Here is an 18571-nt window from a genome sequence, read left to right as displayed (position 1 = left end):
ATTCCCGTTCGCTTTAGATGTCAGTGATTGGCAAGCCAGTCACGCACGCGCGCTTCCAGGCCTTCGGTCACATCGTCCTCGCCGTATTCTTCAATCGCTTCGGACAGGAAAGCGAGTACCAGAAGGGTCTTTGCCTCGTCTTCCGGAATGCCACGGGCACGAAGGTAGAAGAGCAGATCCTCATCGATCTGTCCGCTGGTCGCACCGTGAGCGCACAATACGTCGTCCGCGAAAATCTCCAGTTCCGGCTTGTTGGCCATTTCCGCGTCCTCGGAAAGGAGCAGAGCCTGGGTCATCATCTCGCCATCGGTCTTCTGGGCATGCTGGGCAACGTTGATACGGCCCTGGTAGACACCCCTGGCCTCGCCGTCCAGAACGGTCTTGAAGAACTCGCGGCTGTTGCAGTGTGGCACAGCATGATCGACGATCAGCGTCTGATCAGCCAGCGATTTACCGCCAGCCATGGTCACGCCGTAGATTTTCGCTTCCGAATTTTCGCCGGTAAAGTTGATGAATTGCTGGTTGCGCGTGAACTGCGGTCCAGCGATGAAGCCAAGCGATTTCAGCTCGGTTTCAGCGCCAAGCGTTGCGATTGTCGTAAACAGCTGCGCGGCGTCCGTCTTGCCGACGATCAATCGCGTGGCAGCAAGCGCTGCCTTGTCGGCGAGATCGTAGTCAAACACCGTGTTCAGTTCCCCTTCACCGGTATCTCCGACAAAGGTTTCCAGAAGACGTAATTTTGCGCCTTCGCCAAGTTCGATGCGGTTGCGGACGGCCTGCGCGCCCGTGGAAGTCGCCACCTGAACCAGCTCGACCGGCTTGGACACTTCCACGCCCGCCGCGACTGTCATGACGACGCCGCCTTGGAGGAAGGCAGTGTTCAAGGCAACGACACCGTCGGACGGTCCCGTCTTTGGCGACGCAATCAACTGGGTGCCTGTTTCGCCGGCAAGGGCGTCGGCAACGTTTATCAGGGTTACACCTTCGCCTGCGAGCGCTTCCACGTCCGAAAGCGCGGCAAGATAGGACCCGTTGGCAACGACGATGCGGTAGCGGTCGAGATCTCCAAAACCGTCCTGTGTCTCTATCAGGCTTCTTGCCGCAGCTTCATCGGCCGATCCTGCGAGCGGGGCTGCTGACTTCATGTAGGCGCGCAGGTCGGAATACTTGTATTCCTCTACCCGGCGATGCGGCAGTCCACGGTCCCGAACCTGGCCGAGCGCCGCTTCGCGCAGAGCCTTGACGGCAACCGAGCCGGCCAAACCGTCTTTCGCGTTGTCGAAACGCTCCAGCAGGTCGCTTTCCGCCTGGGTGTGTTTGATGGGTGCGCTGGCGTTCATATCGCTTTGCTCCCTCAGGCGGCCGTGTCGATGTAGTCGGCGTAACCGTTCTTTTCCAGCTCCAGCGCAAGGTCCTTGTCGCCGGTCTTGACGATGCGGCCCTTGGACAGAACGTGGACGACGTCCGGAACGATGTGGTCAAGCAGACGCTGATAGTGGGTGATCACCACCATGGCGCGATCCGGACCGCGCAGCTTGTTCACGCCTTCAGAAACGATCCTGAGCGCGTCGATGTCGAGGCCGGAATCGGTCTCGTCGAGCACGCACAGCTTCGGCTCCAGCAAGGACATCTGCAGAATTTCCGCACGCTTCTTCTCACCACCAGAGAAGCCTACATTGAGCGGGCGCTTCAGCATGTCCATGGAGACGTTCAGGTGACCGGCGGCTTCCTTGACGCGCTTCATGAAGTCCGGGATCGACAGCGTGTCCTCACCGCGCGCCTTGCGCTGTGCGTTCATCGCCGTCTTGAGGAATTCCATGGTGGCAACACCCGGGATCTCGATCGGGTACTGGAACGCCAGGAACAGGCCCGCAGCAGCGCGCTCATCCGGCTCCATCTCAAGAAGGTTTTCTCCGTTGAACAGGATCTCGCCTTCGGTAACCTCGTAGTCGTCCTTGCCGGCCAGGATGTAGGACAGCGTCGACTTGCCGGAACCGTTCGGGCCCATGATGGCGTGTACTTCGCCTGCATTGATGGTCAGATCGATGCCGCGCAGGATCTCTGTTTCGTCTTCCGCAATGCGGGCATGCAGGTTTTTGATCTCAAGCATTGAGATTGTTCCTCGTATTTCGGCGGGCATTCAAGGCCCAAATCAATTCGTAACTTTGCAGGCCCTCTAGCCCACGGATCCTTCCAGGCTGATCGAGATCAGCTTCTGTGCCTCGACGGCGAATTCCATCGGCAGCTGCTGGATGACGTCCTTGACGAAACCGTTGACGATCAGCGCCACGGCTTCTTCTTCGGAAAGGCCGCGCTGCAGGCAGTAAAACATCTGGTCGTCCGAGATCTTCGAGGTGGTCGCCTCGTGTTCGAACTGGGCCGAGGCATTCTTGCTCTCGATGTAAGGCACGGTGTGCGCACCACAGTCCTGACCGATCAGAAGTGAGTCACACTGGGTGAAGTTGCGCGCATTCGAAGCTTTCCGGTGAGCGGAGACCAGGCCACGATAAGTGTTCTGGGACTTGCCTGCGGAAATGCCCTTGGAAATGATCCGGCTGGAAGAGTTCTTGCCCAGATGGATCATCTTGGTGCCGCTGTCGACCTGCTGGTAGCCGTTGGAAACCGCGATCGAATAGAACTCACCACGCGAATTTTCGCCGCGCAGGATGCAGGACGGGTATTTCCAGGTAATCGCTGATCCGGTCTCGACCTGCGTCCAGGAGATCTTGGAATTCTTGCCGCGGCAGTCGCCACGCTTCGTGACGAAATTATAGATGCCGCCCTTGCCGTCCTTGTCGCCCGGGAACCAGTTCTGGACGGTGGAGTATTTGATCTCCGCATCATCCAGGGCCACCAGTTCAACGACAGCGGCATGAAGCTGGTTCTCGTCGCGCTGAGGTGCCGTACAGCCTTCCAGGTAGGACACGTAGGCGCCCTTCTCGGCAATGATCAGCGTGCGCTCAAACTGACCGGTATTCTGTTCGTTGATACGGAAATAGGTCGACAGTTCCATTGGGCAGCGAACGCCCTCGGGAACATAGACGAAGGATCCGTCCGAGAAGACAGCCGAGTTCAGCGTCGCGTAGTAGTTGTCGGTCACTGGAACGACGGAGCCGAGATATTTCTTCACCAGATCCGGATATTCGCGCAGTGCTTCGGAAATGGAGCAGAAGATGACGCCGGCTTTCTTCAGCTCTTCCTTGAACGTGGTCACGACGGAAACGGAATCGAACACAGCATCGACCGCAACCCGGTTCTTCGGCTCGACACCGGCCAGGATTTCCTGCTCGCGCAGCGGAATACCGAGCTTTTCGTAGGTCGCCAGCAGTTCCGGATCGACTTCGTCCAGGCTTTTCGGGCCTTCGACGGATTTCGGGGACGCCCAGTAATAGAGGTCGTCGAGATCAATCTTCGGGTAGGAAACGCGCGCCCAGGTCGGCTCTTCCATCTGCTGAAAGCGGCGGAGCGCATCAAGGCGCCATTCGGTCATCCACTCCGGCTCGTTCTTTTTAGCCGACAGAAAGCGAACGGTTTCCTCGGATAGGCCTTTGGCGCCTTTTTCCGACTCGATATCGGTCACAAAGCCGTATTTATACTGGTCGACATCGATGGCTTTCACCGTATCGATGGTTTCCTGTACAGCTGGCATGTCTTGCCTCCATTCAACAGGCCTCGTGCCTGCTTTTGTTATTTCCTGCAGGGACCTTGTCACCTGCGCCATGTCTGGCAGCGAAGCTGCCTAAATCTTGTCGTCAAGCCGCCTGATGACGTGCTTGCGGATTGAGCCTGCCGACGATTTTCGGCCACAGCTCAAGGAACCTGTCGATATCGGCGCCGCTGGTATTCCACCCCATGCTGATACGCAAGGCGCAGCGGGCAAGATCTTCCGGAACGCCCATGGCTGTCAGCACATGAGACACGGACACCTTGCCGGAAGAACAGGCTGAACCGGATGAAACCGAGATATGGTCGAGATCGAAGGCGATCAGCGCGGTTTCTGCCGGAATGCCAGGAACGGCAAAGCAACAGGTGTTGGACAGTCTTTCAGCCTTGTCGCCAAAAATAACTGTCGAAGGACAAATCGCGCACAGCCCGGCTTCGAGCTTCGCCTTCATATCGCTCAGATGGCGCGTATCGGCCGATTCTTCAAGAGCGGCCTTGCTGGCAATGCCGAAGCCGGCGATTGCCGAAACGTTTTCCGTTCCGCCGCGGCGCCAGTTTTCCTGACCACCCCCAACCATGAGTGGCGCAGGTACACGGGCCGTTGAACGCACCACAACCGCGCCAATGCCTTGCGGACCACCGAACTTGTGAGCAGACAGCGTCAGGACATCTGCCTTCCAGCTTTCCAGATCGATCGGCATCCGGCCGGCAGCCTGAACCGCGTCGACGTGAAAGAAGTGGCCGTGTCTTTCGGCAATGGCACCGATTTCGGCAAGAGGCTGGATGACACCGGTTTCATTGTTGGCAGCCATTACGGAAATGAGGCTTGGCCCGGCGTCCTTGACAGCCAGTTCGAGGGCACCGAGCTCAACACGGCCATCGCTGTCGACAGGTATGACCACCTGATCGGAAACCGCAAAGCGTCCGCCGGTCATCACGGAAGGATGCTCGATCGCGCTCCTGAACAACTTGTCGAGGTAAACGGGCGCTCCCTGGTCCTGCCAGGCCGGTGAAAGCGCCGTCATGTTCGCTTCCGTTCCGCCGGACACAAATGTCACTGCACGGTTCCTGGCGTTGCAAAGACGGGCAACCTGTTCGCGTGCGGTTTCAATGCGTCCACGCGCCTTGCGGCCGTGAGCATGAACGGAGGATGCGTTGCCTGCATCATTCAGCACCTCGATCATGACCTCACGCGCGGTTTCGCGCAGAGGCGCGCCGGCGTTGTGGTCCAGATAGATCGGGGCTGACTGCTGCTGCATAGCGCCTCTTACGCTTGAACTCGAGTTTCGCAAAGAATCGAATTTTCGCTTTACTATCAGCTACATGTGCGAAAAACCTTGAATTTTTCCGCCATGATGACGATAACTGCCCCCAACCGGTCGAACCGAGCATCGTCTGCCTGCTGAGGGATGGTGCGAACTTTCGAATAATTCTAAACAGGGTTCTAGAAACTCGGAGACAAAGAGTCAAGTTTAGACTTACGGGAAACCACGTATCGTGAGCCCAAATTACCGCGCGATCTTCTTCTGCGCGACAAAATGACAAGGACATAGCGTTTCATGCCTGAGGTGATCTTCAACGGTCCCGCCGGCCGGCTTGAGGGCCGGTTCCATCCCGCCAGAAAACGCAACGCGCCCATTGCCCTGGTTCTGCATCTGCATCCGCAATTCGGCGGCACGATGAACAACCAGATCGTCTACCAGATGTACTACATGTTCGCCCGGCGCGGATTTGCAGTGCTGCGTTTCAACTTCCGCGGCGTCGGCCGTTCGCAAGGCTCCTTCGACCATGGCCAGGGCGAACTGTCCGATGCAGCGGCGGCTCTCGACTGGGTGCAGACCGTTCATACAGACGCCCGCGCCTGCTGGATTGCCGGTTTCTCGTTCGGTGCCTGGATCGGCATGCAGTTGCTGATGCGCCGCCCTGAAGTGGAGGGCTTCATCTCGGTCGCCCCACCGGCAAACCTGCACGACTTCTCTTTCCTGGCCCCCTGCCCGTCCTCCGGCCTGATCATTCATGGTGATAACGACAAGGTCGTTCCGCAGAAGGATGTGCAGACGCTGGTCGACAAGCTGAAAACCCAGAAAGGCATCGTGATCGATCACGAGACCATTCCGGGAGCCAACCATTTCTTCGAAAACGATATGGACGAGCTCATGCAGCGTTGCGGCACATATGTGGATGGGCGGCTTGGGCTGACGCCATCCGATTACGTCGACATCGACTGACACGACACCGAAGCCCGCCACCCGGCGGGCTTTTCATTTGTCCGAACGCCTGCGGTTCTCATGCCCGCCTCAACAGACAGTCTCGTCATTCGCTCGGCAAAGTCCGAAGATTTCCAGGGACTTTGCGCGCTCTATGCCCAACTGATTTCCAACGACATTGCCGCTGATGATGATTTTCGCCTCGAAACTTTTCACCAGATCCTGACGCAACAAGGTGTCGATTTGCTTGTCGGAGAACTGGCAGGCACATTGGTTGCGACCTGCATGCTGATTGTCGTGCCCAATCTGACACGTGGCTGCGCATCATTCGCCCTTGTTGAAAATGTCGTTACACATGCCGACTGGCGGGGGAGCGGAATTGGAAAGGCACTTCTTCGTGCTGCCACCAACAAGGCGTTTTCGGCCGGATGTTTCAAGGTGATGTTGCTGTCGGGTTCAGCCAACAAGGACGCTCATCGGTTCTACGAGAACCTCGGGTTCACCACCTCCAAGACTGGCTTTGAATTGCGCGCGCCAGGGTACCCTGCACGCAATTGAGAGCAACCGCCAAGTCCCTGTAACAATTAGCAGACTGGACAGACCGGTATTTGCCTGCCTTGATTTTCCAGATTGAGAACCGGGAGGCGTGAACACAATGGCTGGCTATTTCGGAACGGAACAGCAAATCAAGCTCCAGCAGCGAGCGGAAGAACGTTACGGCTGGACCATGAAGACGCCCGGCGCCTGCTGCAATGTACGCACGCTCGGTACGGACGACCCTGATGCCCTGGGGCTCGACACCATTTTCGAAGTACTGGCAGAAGATGGCGTGTTCGGATTTCGTCTGCTTGAAAAAGCCCGTCAGCCCGACCTGGAAAACGCTTTGACAGAAAACGGCTACCGGCTGGACACCTGGGATGTCTTCGTCGGCGACACAAATGCGATCAGCGACGCAACAAGGCCGACCCTTTCAACCGCCCTTCCAGGCGGCATTCGCGCATTTTCAGAGCTTGACGGCGCAGAGGGTCCGCTGACGCGTTCGTTCCAGGAATTCATGGCAACGGCTGGAATCGCTCCGTTCTCAGGATCGTTTCTGAATGGCGATCATGGTGCGGTTGTTTCCGTCGGCTTGATGGATGACGCAGGTTGCCTTGCCGCCTGTGCCCACGCCTATCTGCCGCACAATCATCACAGCCCCTATCACAAGTATGCCTGGGGTGGTCTCGTTGCCGTTGCGCCTGAACATCGCGGTAAAGGGCTCGGCACTTACGTCAATGCGCTGATGGCGGACGCTGCACTGACACGACTTTCAGCGACACATGTCTATGAACTGGTAGCGGCAACGAACACAACATCGCGCCGAATGGTCGAAGGTTGCGGGCTGTCTTTGTCGCAAGAATTCTATTCCGGGCTCGCGACCAGGGGAGCAGAACGGTTTACGCGATAAGACCCAAAGCCGTTTTCCGACTTCTGCCTACCCCTGGAAGGGTTTCGGACGCGGTACGCCCGGACCAGTATCCACACCGTCGTCAGGTCCAGCCAACGGGTCTTCGCCCTCTGCAACGGTGCCTTTAATCGGAGGACCGGCATAATCTTCTGGCGGCGGAACGCTTGAGGCAAGTTTACAATCGGTCAGCCAGATATCGTACACGGGGTGCTCAACCGCGTGGAGGCCCGGGCTGGCTGCAAACATCCAGCCGGAATAGATCCGCCGAACTTCGTTGTTGAGCGTGATTTCATCGACCTGAACAAAACCGGTCGTGAGAGGCGATTCTGTCTGAGGGCGCGTGTGACAGACCCTTGGCGTGACTTGCAGCGCACCGAACTGGACGGTTTCACCAATGTAAACGTCAAAGGAGATGATACGTCCGGTGATCTTGTCGAGGCCCGAAAAGACGGCGACCGGGTTTTCGATCTTTTGAGCGTGTGCAGAAACCAGGGGCATGACCATCGCCATCGCCGCGATTCCAAGGCCTGCGCCCAGGCGCTTTACCGCTTTCATCGTGTCAAACTGGTCCGCCATCAGCTTCAATTCGATTCCTCAGGTGCTAAGCATACGTGTGTTCTTTTATGCGGCGCTAGCACCGAATTGCGGCCCGGAAAAGACAAAGCTCGTTCCGGGCCGAGAAATGATCTAGCCGATTTCCGCCAGACGACTGAGCGCCGTCTGGACCTTTTCCAGCTTTTCCTTGGATTCGGCAACTTTTTCGCGTTCGCCGTCAACAACCTCTTCGGGGGCCTTGGCAACGAATGCCGGGTTGGAAAGCTTCTTCTCGATCTTCGAGATCTCACCTTCCAACTTGCCGGCTTCCTTCTGAAGTCGGGTCTTTTCTGCACCAAGGTCGATGACCCCGGCGAGTGGCAGACAGACCGTGGCTTCGCCAACAATAATCTGGGCCGCTCCGGAGGGAGCTGCATCAGCCAGGGAAACGGTCTCTGCCCTTGCCAGACGAAGAATGGCAGACTCGTGGGTCTTGAGCCGGGCCTTTGTCTGTTCACTGGCCCCTGTGACGACCACGGAGACCTTCGCACCTGCCGGAATGTTCATTTCCGCGCGAACCGATCTGATTTCGGAAATCAGATCGACAAGCCAGTTGATCTCACCTGCCGCAGCCTCATCGGAAACCTTGGGCTCCGGCCAGGCAGTCAGCATCAGCAAGCCATCATGCGCGTTGCCTTCGTCTCCGAGACGCTCCCACAGTTCTTCCGTCAGGAACGGCATGATCGGATGCAGGACCTTCAGGATTTCGTCCAACGCCCATGCTGCCGTGGCCCGGGTTTCTGCCTTGGCAGCTTCATCATCACCGTTGAAGATCGGCTTTGCGAGTTCCAGGTACCAGTCGCAGAACGTGTTCCAGGTGAACCGATAGGCAGCACCGGATGCATCGTTGAACCGGAAGTCCTCGAGTGCCTCAGTAACCTCGGCGATGCAGCGGCCTGTTTCCGTTGCGATCCAACGGTTGAGCGTGTGCTTGGTTGCTGCCGGGTCGAATCCTTCCATCCGGGCACAGCCGTTCATTTCGGCGAACCGGGCAGCGTTCCAGAGTTTGGTGGCAAAGCGCTGACCGCCTTCGGCTGCCTGGTCGGACATCCGAAGCATCCTTCGGGCCTGCACCTCCTGGCTCGCAAGCGCAAACCGGGTGGCATCGGCGCCGAAACGGCCGATCAGATCGAGAGGATCGATCACGTTGCCGGTCGACTTGGACATTTTCTTGCCCTTGCCGTCAACAACGATCGAGTTGAAGTAAACCGTATGGAACGGCACTTCTTCCATGAAATGGATGCCCTGCATCATCATCCGGGCAACCCAGAAGAAGATGATGTCGAGACCCGTGATGAGCACATCCGTCTTATAGTAGCGCTCGAGTTCCGGCGTCTTGTGTGGCCAACCAAGCGTCGAAAACGGCCAGAGCGCAGAGGAGAACCACGTGTCCAGGACGTCCTCGTCGCGCGTCAGCGCCTTGCCGCCTGCCATTGCAGCGGCCTCTTCCTCGGAATGTGCGCAGTATTCCTTGCCATCTTCATCGTACCAGACAGGGATCTGATGGCCCCACCAGAGCTGGCGGGAAATACACCAGGGCTGAATGTCGTTGAGCCAGTTGAAATAGACCTTGTCGGCGTTGCCGGGAATAAGCTTGGTCGTGCCGTCCTGAACGGCTTTCAAGGCGGGAGCCGCCAGTGTCTTGGCATCGACAAACCATTGGTCCGTCAGCATAGGCTCAATGACGACCTTGGAGCGGTCTCCGAACGGCTGCATGATCTTCTTGGATTCAACCAGCGGCAACCGCTCCGGTGCTTCCGCGCCTTCCTCCAGCGGACGAACGACGGCCCGGCCAAGCGTGTTCCATTCAGGGGCCTGCCCCTTCATCCAGGCAACGTCCGGATGATCCGCCGGCGCCGTAACTGCCAGACCTTCCGCCGTGATCTGTTCGATAACGCGTTTGCGCGCCTCGAACCGGTCAAGTCCACGCAGATCGTCCGGAACGATGTTGATGAGATCGACCTCTTGAATGGTCATCTCTGCGCCATCGATGATCGCCTGGGCCTTGGCGGCCTCTTCGACATAAGGCGCACCATCGGCGCGCATCGCACCCTTGGTGTCCATCAGGCGGTACATCGGAATCTTGTTGCGCTGAGCGACACCATAGTCGTTGAAATCATGTGCACCGGTGATCTTGACCGCCCCCGAGCCGAAATCCGGATCCGGATATTCGTCGGTGATGATCGGGATCAGACGGCGATGTTCCTTCGGCCCGACCGGGATTTCGCAGAGTTTGCCGACAATTGGCTTGTAACGCTCATCGTCCGGATGAACGGCAACGGCACCGTCACCCAGCATGGTTTCCGGCCGCGTCGTGGCAATCGAAATATAGTCACGGGTCTCGCGAAGGGTGATGTTCCCCTCTTTGTCTTTCTCGACGTATTCATAGGTCGCGCCACCGGCCAGCGGGTAGCGGAAGTGCCACATGTGTCCATCGGTTTCGATGTTCTCGACCTCGAGATCCGAAATGGCTGTCTCCATCTTCGGATCCCAGTTGACGAGCCGTTTGGACTTGTAGATCAGGCCCTCGTTGTAGAGGTCGACAAAAACCTTGCGGACGGCCTCCGACAGGCCCTCGTCCATGGTGAACCGCTCACGCGACCAGTCGCATGATGCGCCCAGACGCTTGAGCTGAGCGATAATCGCGCTGCCGACTTCTCCCTTGTAGCGCCACGCACGCTGTACGAATGCCTCGCGGCCGATCTCTGTGCGGCTCGGCTCGTTGCGTTCGGCCATCTGTCTTTCGACAGCGATCTGAAGCGCGATCCCCGCATGGTCGGTGCCCGGTTGCCAAAGAGTATCGAAGCCCTGCATGCGCTTCCAGCGGATCAGGATGTCCTGAAGCGTGTTGTTGAGAGCATGCCCCATGTGCAGCGAACCGTTCACGTTCGGCGGCGGAATTACGATGGAAAAGGAGGCTGCACCCTCTTTGGCACCAGCTCCGGCCTTGAAGGCCTCCGCCTTTTCCCAGGTTTCGTAAATCCGCGGCTCAACGCTGGCCGCATCGTAGGTCTTATCCAGCATCAGGGTCACTCAATGGGAGAATGAATTTCGATTTTCGTGAAGCACCGTGTAAATCGGATGCGCTGCCGCAAGTCAACCGCCTATGCGGGGCAAACCTGCTGCCCGGTAGCGCTTTTGATAGGTGAAGTGCCTGACTGCCGATCAGAACTTGGGTTGAATGACGTTTGCTGCGATAAGCGGGTCATGACCGTTTCAATCCGTCCACACCACCTGCTTTGCATGCTGACCTATCTGGGCAAAGGCTATACGCCGGCCTTTGTCCAAAATTACAGCACAATCGTTCAGCGCCTGAATGAAGGTGAACCCATTGAGCTGGTAGAAGGTCCTGACACCTTGTGCCAGCCAATGTTGGACGACCCGGGTTGCCATTGTCGAAATGAAAGCGTTCGCAACAGGGACCGGACAGCGGCCGCTGATATTGCACTGGCGCTCGGACGCCCTCTTGAAAAGGGCAATTCCATCATTTTGGACCGACAGACCCTGTCTTTTCTGAGAGATGCGTTCGCTAACGGCTCAATCCGTAAGGCATGCCAAGGCTGTGAATGGCAGAATATGTGCTCAGCGATTGCCAGAAACGAATTCAGGGAATGCCATCTGACACCCCCTGACTGAAATCTTCGGACAAATCCGGTCTAGCGCCGGCGCGTCACGCGCTGAATTTCCTTTTGAACCATCTGCTCGACCATTCCGGGCAGGTTCTGGTCCAGCCATGCCTTCAGCATCGGCCGCAGCATTTCCTTGACCAGCTCCTCAACCGTCTGCGCCTGCGAGCCAACAAACATGTTCGACAGGTTGTCGAATGCCGCGTGAACGGCTTCACCGGTGTTCTGCGATGTCAGAGGGGCATCGTCCGCCACATTCGGCAAATCGTCTGGCACCGGCCGAGCGGCCATCACAGGCTCAGGGTCGAAAACAGGTTCCGGTTCGGGATCAAATTCAGGAGCAGGTGGAGCCGCGAAGGAAATGTCTCCTTCGTCGCCGTCCAGGTCCTCTGCCATTCCTTCGACAATGTCCATCGCATCATCGTCAGGAATCGCCAATTCCTCGGTCAGCTCCAGAACGTCTTCGCCTTCGTCTTCTTCGGCATCCGCAGCCATGGCTGCAGCCATGTCATCCGCGTCGTCGTCTTCTACCGGAAGGTCGTCTTCATCATCGTCGCTGCTCATGTCGAACAGCTTGTCGAGATCGTCCTGGGACATTTCGGAGGCATTGCCCATATCGTCCGCCGCCTCTTCTTCTACTGGTGTCTCTACGGGTTCGCTGCTGCCGCTTTCGCCGTCTTCGGCTCCCTGGGAGTCCTCATCGGATATGATTCGGCGGATCGACGCGAGGATTTCCTCCATCGACGGCTCATCAGCCTTCTTCGCCTGCGCCATGACTTCCCCCGTACTTACCGGCTACGCTCAGGAACAGTCTGTTCCATCAAAATGATTCGTTAACCGAAATTATGCGGGTCAATAAGAAACGCGCAAAGTGAACGCGCCCCGAAGCATCGCCTTATCCCCTTTTTAGTCGGGAATTACCGATCAAGGGTGGAATTCGGCCAGGCGTTTCACGTCATCCTTCGTAAATTTGTCAGGATGTTCAGCCGAATAACAAAAGCGGCTGAAGATCTTTCGACCGTCAGCCGCCATCGTGAAGAATATAAGTTACCAGTTTCTTACCGGCCATCCGGAGTGCGCAGACCAAACCACTGGTCCCGCACAGCCTCGTAATGCTGCTTCGGATTGTAGCGGGCAACGTTGAGGCCAAGTGATTCAGCGTCCAACCGGCCAATCGAAGCAACCAGCTGATATCCGCTGACAATCCGGTTGCGCTGCGCTGTTACGAGATTGGACTGCTGAATGACCAGTTCGCGCTGAGCGTCAAGAACGTCGAGCGTGGTGCGCTGACCGACGCGCTGCTCTTCAATAACGCCTTCCAGAGCCAGCTGCTGTGCTTCGACGGCGGCCTGGGCTGCAACAATGGAAGCTTCAGCTGCCTGGTAGTTACCCCAGGCGGAAATGACGTTGGCGCGAATCTGATCGCGCGCCACATCCAGCTGCAGACGGGTCTGGCCCAGTTCTTCCTTGGCCTGCCGCACACGCGACGACACGCCACCACCCTGATAGAGCGGAATGCTGACGTTACCGAAAATCTGCGCATTATCGCTGTAGTCGGTCGTTGCAGACGGGTTCCACGATCTGGAAATGCTGCCATCCAAGGTGACGGTCGGCAGAAGTTCACCTTCGATCGTCTTGGTGTTGAAAATGGCGGCATCGACAAGGTGTTGTGCCTGACGGATCAACGGCTGATGTGTTTCACTCAGCTGCATCGCCTCGTCAATGGACTTGGGAACGTAGCGGCTGATCGACGTATCCGCCGACAGGCTGCGTGCCTCAACGCCGATCACCTGACGGTAGATGGCGCGGCTTGTATTAAGGTTGGCCATCGCGGTGTTGAGGCTGGCGCGGGCTTCGGCAGCGCGGGCTTCTGCCTGGCTGACGTCCGTCCGGGTGCCCTCACCTACGTCGAACCGGTCACGTGCGGCTCTTACCTGTTCCTGAAGGAAGGCAAGGTCACTGCGCTGAAGCGACACCAGAGCCGTATCCCTGATCACATCCACGTAGGACGTTGCCGCATCCAGCAGCGTGTCCTGCTCCGTCGACATCAGGCTTTCACGCTGAGCACGCACGACAGCTTCTGCCTGACGGGTGGAATTGATCGTCCGGAAGCCGCGGAACAGGGTCTGACTGATCGTCAGCGAGATCGAAGCGTTGTTGCGATAGTCGATCGCCGAGTCGGCCCCGGCTGCGAGGCGTCCGGCCGCTGCGGATGCTGTCACGGTTGGCCGCCAGCCCGTCAGTGCCTGAGGCACATTCTCATCCACACCACGAAGCTGCGCACGCGCCGCGTTCAAGGTGGGATTGTTCGAATAGGCAAGCGCCAGCGATTCTCTGATGGTTTCAGCATCAGCGGGAGACAGGGAGGCACCGGTCAAGGCGGTGGCGGAAACGCCACCCAACAGGCCAATAGCAATGGTCAAAACTTTTAGAGTTGAACGACCAGACACCCCACACTCCTTCCGGGTCAACCTACTTGATCCTGTTGAGTAAACTGATGGGTGTTATTCTTCAACCGTTTGAGAGCGGATAATTGCGAATTTCCGCGAGTGCGGCTTAATGGCAACAAGTTATCGCTGCGTTAAGCCATTTCTCCGCTTTTAAAGCAAAAACCCGCCATCATTCGGCGGGTTTCTGTCAGTCCGGACCAAATTGATCGCTCAGAAAACGAATTCGTCAGCCTTGTCGAAGCCAGGAAGCACGCTAACGGAGGCATTGAAACCGAATCGGCTGCTCACCGCAGAACCCGATTTCTGGTAGAGTTTGGCGACGCCAGCACCACCGCGTCCTTCAATCACTGCCAGACGTCCTGTCGGCTTCAGCTGGTCAGTCAGAGCCTTTGGCAGCACCTCGACGGCTCCGTCCACGAAAATGACGTCGTAAGGGCCTTCGGAAGAATAGCCTGCTGCCAGAGCACCTTCCACGACAACCGCATTTTCGATGCCGAGATCGACCAGAACCTCGGTTGCCGTCTTGGCAAGGTCCGGATTTTCCTCAAGAGCCACGACGGAAGCAGCAAGTTTGGAAACGACTGCAGCGCTGTAACCGGTGCCAGCTCCAATGACCAGAACGACATCGCCTTCCCGGATATCCGCCAGTTGAACCAGCTTTCCGAAAATATGCGGCTTCATCAGCATGCGGCCGGTTTCGACTGCTCCAATCGGCAGATCTTCGTCGATATAGGCAACGGCACGTTTGGATGCGGGAACGAAGCGCTCGCGCGGCACCACTTCCATTGCGTCCAGGATCCGGTGATCGGTCACATCGTTGGTGCGCAGCTGGTTATCCACCATCTTGCGGCGGGACTGATTAAAGTCCGTCATATCGGCCCTCACTTTGACATGCCGGATTACCGGCGCCTCTTGAGAAACGTTCATTAGCGATGCAAAGGCTGCCTGACAAGTATCCGCGCGAGCAGATCCTGCGATGGCACCCGGTTTCTGCGGAAAATAAGCAGCAACTCATGGCTTTCCTCAAATCGATAATCGGCAACGGTGGAAATGTGTACGACGTTGAAAACAGGGCTTGACCAAATCGCGCAACTGTTTGATAAGGCGCGGCACACCACCTAGGGGCCCTGTGGCGGAGTGGTGACGCAGCGGATTGCAAATCCGTGTACACCGGTTCGATTCCGGTCGGGGCCTCCAGACACTTTTTCAGATCATTGCATGTTTTCAGGCGTTCGTTGTCTTGAACGAAGCCGATGCTACATCTTTCCCTTGCGTCATGTTAACTTCTGTCCAGAAGCCTTGAAAAAGGGGATGTGCCATGAAAACACCAGGTGGAAGTCCGCCAGCGCCAGGCAAACCCGCGCGAGTGATCACGACATCAACCATGAAACGCGTTGAACCGCCCCGGCCGCGCAAGACACCGCAAGCGGTTTCCGCCAGCGACAATACCGCGGCTCTTGTGGAAGCCTTGCGCCAGCGCATGAATGACCTGGAAAACCGAATAGCTGATCTGGAAAGCGTGATTTCGCTACAGAACCAGGATGTCATCATCAGTGCGCCGAAAAGCGTGCTCATCCAGGGCATGGACACTGTCGAGATCTCGGCCGGCAGCAAATTCAAGGTTTCTGCCAGCATGACCGAGACAAGCACTCCCATCGCCAGGTTTTCCGGCATTCTTGAGTGCGACATCGTCAAGGCGAACACGGTGATGGGTGCTGCCTATACACCTGGCGCGGGTAACATCTGGTAGTTTTTGGCAAGGATGCGGGTGTCGATCGTTCCTCAGGTGCCCCATCCGCATTTATCCTGCCTTGACCGAACGCTGTAACAGCACGGAAGCTGCCTGGCATGAAGGAACCGAGTTTCAGCATTGGCGTCGAGGAAGAATATCTCCTCGTCGACAGATCGACCCGCATGTTGGCGAGTTCGCCGCCACCGGAACTGTTCAAGGCCTGCGAAAGCGCCCTCGAAGGACGGGTCAGTCCTGAATTTCTGAAATGTCAGATCGAGGTTGGAACACCGGTTTGCTCCAGTCTGCAGGAAGTACGCACGGAACTCGGTTATTTCCGCAAGACCATTGCGCGCGAGGCGGCAGTGTTCGACCTGGCGCCGATTGCGTCTTCTACCCACCCGTTCGCCGACTGGACGGACCAGCCGCACACAGACAAGGAACGTTACAACGAGATCGCCAGGACCATGCAGCTCGTGGTCAAGCGCATGGTGATCTGCGGAATGCATGTTCATGTCGGTATCGAAGACGAAGAACTGCGCATCGAGTTGTTCAATCAGCTCGCCTATTTCCTGCCGCACCTGCTCGCACTCAGCACTTCATCCCCGTTCTGGCGTGGTCGGAACACCGGCCTTAAGTCCTATCGCCTATCGGTTTTCAACGAAATGCCGCGGACCGGCCTGCCACCTGGATTCGACAGTTACTTCGACTATCGGCACACGGTCGACATCCTCGTTCGCGCCGGTGTCATCGAAGATGCCACCAAGATCTGGTGGGACCTGCGCCCCTCCGACCGGTTTCCGACACTGGAAATGCGCATTACCGATGTCTGCCCGTTGCTTGACGATGCCGTCGCCATAGCGGCGACTTTCAGATGCCTGTGCCGCATGCTTTACCGCTTGCGCCGCGCCAATCAGGGTTGGCGGCAATATTCACGGTTTCTCCTGGCGGAAAACCGCTGGCAGGCACAACGACACGGCACAAATGCACAACTGATCGATTTCGGCCGCAACGAAACGGCAGCCTTTCCGGACATGATCGAGGAACTGATTGAACTCATTCTTCCGGACGCAGTTCATTTTGACTGCGTGTCCGACGTGAACCATTTGAGGGAAATCGCCGCCAGGGGCACCTCCGCAGAACGCCAGCTGGAACTGGCTGGTGATATTCCTGAAGACGGTCATCTGCCCCAGGACATTCTCGACAGGATTGTCGACCTGTTGATTTCCGAGACCCAACGAGGGCTTTGATCAATCCAATCGTGCGGTCGGCCCTCGCCACGATCAACCGGGTTGTCTTGGCGGCGTTCCGTGAGCGTCTGTGTGAAAAAACTCGGTCGAACCGGTCAGCACAAAGGCAAATTCGTCGATTTCCTCTATCACCGCAGCGGCAGAGCGCGACAGTCCGGATCTGGGGCGCATGCCGCGCTGCGCCTTGATCAAGGCCTGCCGCGCCAGCGCAAGCTGAGCCAGCAGGGCGTCGCGTTCCACGTCCTGCAATGGTGAATGGTGGCTGGTCTTTGCCATCAGGGCGTCCTTCGGTGCACATTGTTCCTCTTTTGTTCTTTTTTCTGCACTTTGACGGATCTGTCAATGCGCCCAAAGTTGCGTCGCCTTCGGCCGTACCCGCCTCCCTTGCACCCTAATGACAGAAGTGCGGTACCGAACCCTGATAAATGTTTGAAAAGGCAGGCAACATGCGCATAACAGCCTTTGGGACAGGACGAACCAAAGCGCAGGACGTTCTTGCGGCAACGCATGTCGGGAACCGTCTGTACTTTTGGTCTCCCTACCGGCTAGATGAGTAACGAAAGGCAGATCGGCCGACCTGCCAACTGCAAGAGGCATTTTCATGGAACACGGCGGGGATTTGACCCTTGCGATTGAGCGCTTTGGCGGAACGCATGACGATTGGCTGGATTTATCAACCGGGATAAATCCATACAGCTATCCCGTGCCTGACGACCTGCCGCTGTCCACCTGGACCAGCCTGCCGGCACGCGGGGCCGAAGAACACCTGATTGCAGCTGCTCGCCAAGCTTATCGCATTCCCGACAATCTCGCTGTCTGTGCAGCGCCTGGAACACAGGTCCTGCTGTCGCTTCTACCGACCATCCTTCCTGAAGGGCCGGTCGTTCTCGCCTCGCCCACCTATACCAGCCACAGGGATGCCTGGACGCGGGAAAGCCGAGCACCTATCGAAGTATCCAGCGTCTACTCCCTGCCCGCTGATGCAAAGATCGTGGTTCTGGTCAATCCGAACAATCCGGACGGACGTCTGATAGATGTCAAAAGCCTGATCGAAATCGCGCGGACACTGAGCGCACGCGGCGGTTATCTGGTGGTGGACGAAGCCTTTGCCGAGGTCGTTCCGGGCGCTACCTTGCTGCCGCACATCGGAACCGAAAACGTTGTCGTTTTGCGGTCCTTCGGAAAGTTCTTCGGTCTTGCGGGACTGCGGATCGGATTTCTTGCAGGCGAAAAAACCGCCATTTCCAGAATGTCCGGCCTGCTGGACAGCTGGAGCCTCAGCGGACCGGCACTGGAAATCGGAGCCAGGGCACTGCGTGACAGCACCTGGCAGGATCGGACAACCAGGCAGTTGATCGAAGACATGGCGGACCTGACAGTCGCACTTTCCGAGGCAGGCCTCAGTGTCTTCGGCGGCACGCCTCTCTATGCGCTTGCCGGTCTGCGCAATCCCAAGGGCCTGCATGAGGCCCTTGCCCGCAGAAAGATCTGGACGCGGATCTTCGACTACGCACCAACCTGGATCCGCTTTGGCCTTCCAGGTGGACCGGAAAATCTCAAACGTCTGACAGACGCTCTTGCAGAAGCGCTAAAAGAGGTCTGACG

At 57.5% G+C, this 18571-nt stretch carries 17 protein-coding genes and 1 tRNA gene; 8 read left to right on the top strand and 10 right to left on the bottom strand.

The genetic code is table 11. The features are described from left to right. Positions 1–20: 20 nt before the first annotated feature. From J7447_RS08090 to J7447_RS08075, 4 genes are all read right to left on the bottom strand, one after another. Positions 21–1340 (bottom strand): SufD family Fe-S cluster assembly protein, encoded by a 1320-nt coding sequence (locus J7447_RS08090; protein ID WP_209169279.1) that lies wholly within the window; start codon positions 1338–1340, stop codon positions 21–23. Positions 1341–1354: 14 nt separating this feature from the next. Next, on the bottom strand, positions 1355–2110 hold the full coding sequence (gene sufC / locus J7447_RS08085; protein WP_006933229.1) for a Fe-S cluster assembly ATPase SufC: 756 nt from the start codon (positions 2108–2110) through the stop codon (positions 1355–1357). Between the two features lie 66 nt (positions 2111–2176). Then, the gene (gene sufB, locus J7447_RS08080) at positions 2177–3649 is read right to left on the bottom strand and encodes a Fe-S cluster assembly protein SufB (RefSeq protein WP_031268546.1); all 1473 of its coding nucleotides are present in this window, start codon (positions 3647–3649) and stop codon (positions 2177–2179) included. A 103-nt stretch (positions 3650–3752) separates the two neighbouring features. Then, entirely contained in the window at positions 3753–4922 is a 1170-nt protein-coding gene (locus J7447_RS08075) for a cysteine desulfurase family protein (protein ID WP_075283000.1), read from the bottom strand. A gap of 300 nt (positions 4923–5222) precedes the next feature. Here J7447_RS08075 and J7447_RS08070 point away from each other — a divergent pair, with 300 nt between their 5' ends. The 3 genes from J7447_RS08070 to J7447_RS08060 all read left to right on the top strand — a co-directional run bounded on the left by J7447_RS08070 (position 5223) and on the right by J7447_RS08060 (position 7317). Beyond that, positions 5223–5891, top strand: a complete 669-nt coding sequence (locus J7447_RS08070) for an alpha/beta hydrolase (protein ID WP_022998747.1) — start codon at positions 5223–5225, stop codon at positions 5889–5891. A 60-nt stretch (positions 5892–5951) separates the two neighbouring features. Next, a complete protein-coding gene (locus tag J7447_RS08065) occupies positions 5952–6428 on the top strand; it encodes a GNAT family N-acetyltransferase (protein WP_209169278.1) in 477 nt (158 codons plus the stop codon). A 97-nt stretch (positions 6429–6525) separates the two neighbouring features. Beyond that, positions 6526–7317 carry a GNAT family N-acetyltransferase gene (locus J7447_RS08060; protein WP_209169277.1) on the top strand — a complete coding sequence of 264 codons (792 nt, stop codon included), beginning with the start codon at positions 6526–6528 and terminating at the stop codon, positions 7315–7317. Between the two features lie 27 nt (positions 7318–7344). Here the strand turns inward: J7447_RS08060 and J7447_RS08055 are convergent, their stop codons facing one another. Both J7447_RS08055 and J7447_RS08050 read right to left on the bottom strand, forming a co-directional pair. Then, positions 7345–7827, bottom strand: a complete 483-nt coding sequence (locus J7447_RS08055) for a DUF2155 domain-containing protein (protein ID WP_168687199.1) — start codon at positions 7825–7827, stop codon at positions 7345–7347. Between the two features lie 177 nt (positions 7828–8004). Beyond that, on the bottom strand, positions 8005–10935 hold the full coding sequence (locus J7447_RS08050) for a valine--tRNA ligase (protein ID WP_209169276.1): 2931 nt from the start codon (positions 10933–10935) through the stop codon (positions 8005–8007). A gap of 183 nt (positions 10936–11118) precedes the next feature. Between J7447_RS08050 and J7447_RS08045 the strand changes: the two genes are divergently transcribed. Further along, on the top strand, positions 11119–11547 hold the full coding sequence (locus J7447_RS08045; protein WP_209169275.1) for a DUF1284 domain-containing protein: 429 nt from the start codon (positions 11119–11121) through the stop codon (positions 11545–11547). A gap of 20 nt (positions 11548–11567) precedes the next feature. Here J7447_RS08045 and J7447_RS08040 read toward each other — a convergent pair whose 3' ends face one another. The 3 genes from J7447_RS08040 to J7447_RS08030 all read right to left on the bottom strand — a co-directional run bounded on the left by J7447_RS08040 (position 11568) and on the right by J7447_RS08030 (position 14860). Continuing rightward, a complete protein-coding gene (locus J7447_RS08040) occupies positions 11568–12311 on the bottom strand; it encodes a DUF2497 domain-containing protein (protein WP_022998753.1) in 744 nt (247 codons plus the stop codon). Positions 12312–12595: 284 nt separating this feature from the next. Next, positions 12596–13987, bottom strand: coding sequence for a TolC family outer membrane protein (locus tag J7447_RS08035; RefSeq protein WP_228148040.1), 1392 nt, complete (start codon positions 13985–13987; stop codon positions 12596–12598). Positions 13988–14197: 210 nt separating this feature from the next. Then, on the bottom strand, positions 14198–14860 hold the full coding sequence (locus J7447_RS08030; RefSeq protein ID WP_031268553.1) for a protein-L-isoaspartate O-methyltransferase: 663 nt from the start codon (positions 14858–14860) through the stop codon (positions 14198–14200). Positions 14861–15110: 250 nt separating this feature from the next. On the opposite strand from J7447_RS08030, the gene J7447_RS08025 reads away from it, so the two are divergent. The 3 genes from J7447_RS08025 (at position 15111) to J7447_RS08015 (ending at position 16966) form a co-directional block, all read left to right on the top strand. Next, a tRNA-Cys gene (locus tag J7447_RS08025) sits at positions 15111–15184 on the top strand. 187 nt (positions 15185–15371) lie between these two features. Continuing rightward, positions 15372–15737, top strand: coding sequence for a hypothetical protein (locus tag J7447_RS08020; protein WP_209169274.1), 366 nt, complete (start codon positions 15372–15374; stop codon positions 15735–15737). 98 nt (positions 15738–15835) lie between these two features. After that, the gene (locus J7447_RS08015; protein WP_075283006.1) at positions 15836–16966 is read left to right on the top strand and encodes a carboxylate-amine ligase; all 1131 of its coding nucleotides are present in this window, start codon (positions 15836–15838) and stop codon (positions 16964–16966) included. Positions 16967–16999: 33 nt separating this feature from the next. Here the strand turns inward: J7447_RS08015 and J7447_RS08010 are convergent, their stop codons facing one another. Continuing rightward, positions 17000–17242, bottom strand: coding sequence for a hypothetical protein (locus J7447_RS08010; protein ID WP_031268556.1), 243 nt, complete (start codon positions 17240–17242; stop codon positions 17000–17002). A 325-nt stretch (positions 17243–17567) separates the two neighbouring features. On the opposite strand from J7447_RS08010, the gene cobD reads away from it, so the two are divergent. Then, positions 17568–18569, top strand: coding sequence for a threonine-phosphate decarboxylase CobD (gene cobD / locus J7447_RS08005; protein ID WP_209169273.1), 1002 nt, complete (start codon positions 17568–17570; stop codon positions 18567–18569). Positions 18570–18571: the final 2 nt, after the last annotated feature.

The sequence above is a fragment of the Labrenzia sp. R5_0 genome, assembly GCF_017743835.1.
In the GTDB taxonomy this organism is placed as follows: domain Bacteria; phylum Pseudomonadota; class Alphaproteobacteria; order Rhizobiales; family Stappiaceae; genus Roseibium; species Roseibium algicola.
The sequence above is the reverse complement of the archived record's forward strand: the minus strand, read 5'-3'. Positions and strand labels throughout refer to the sequence as shown.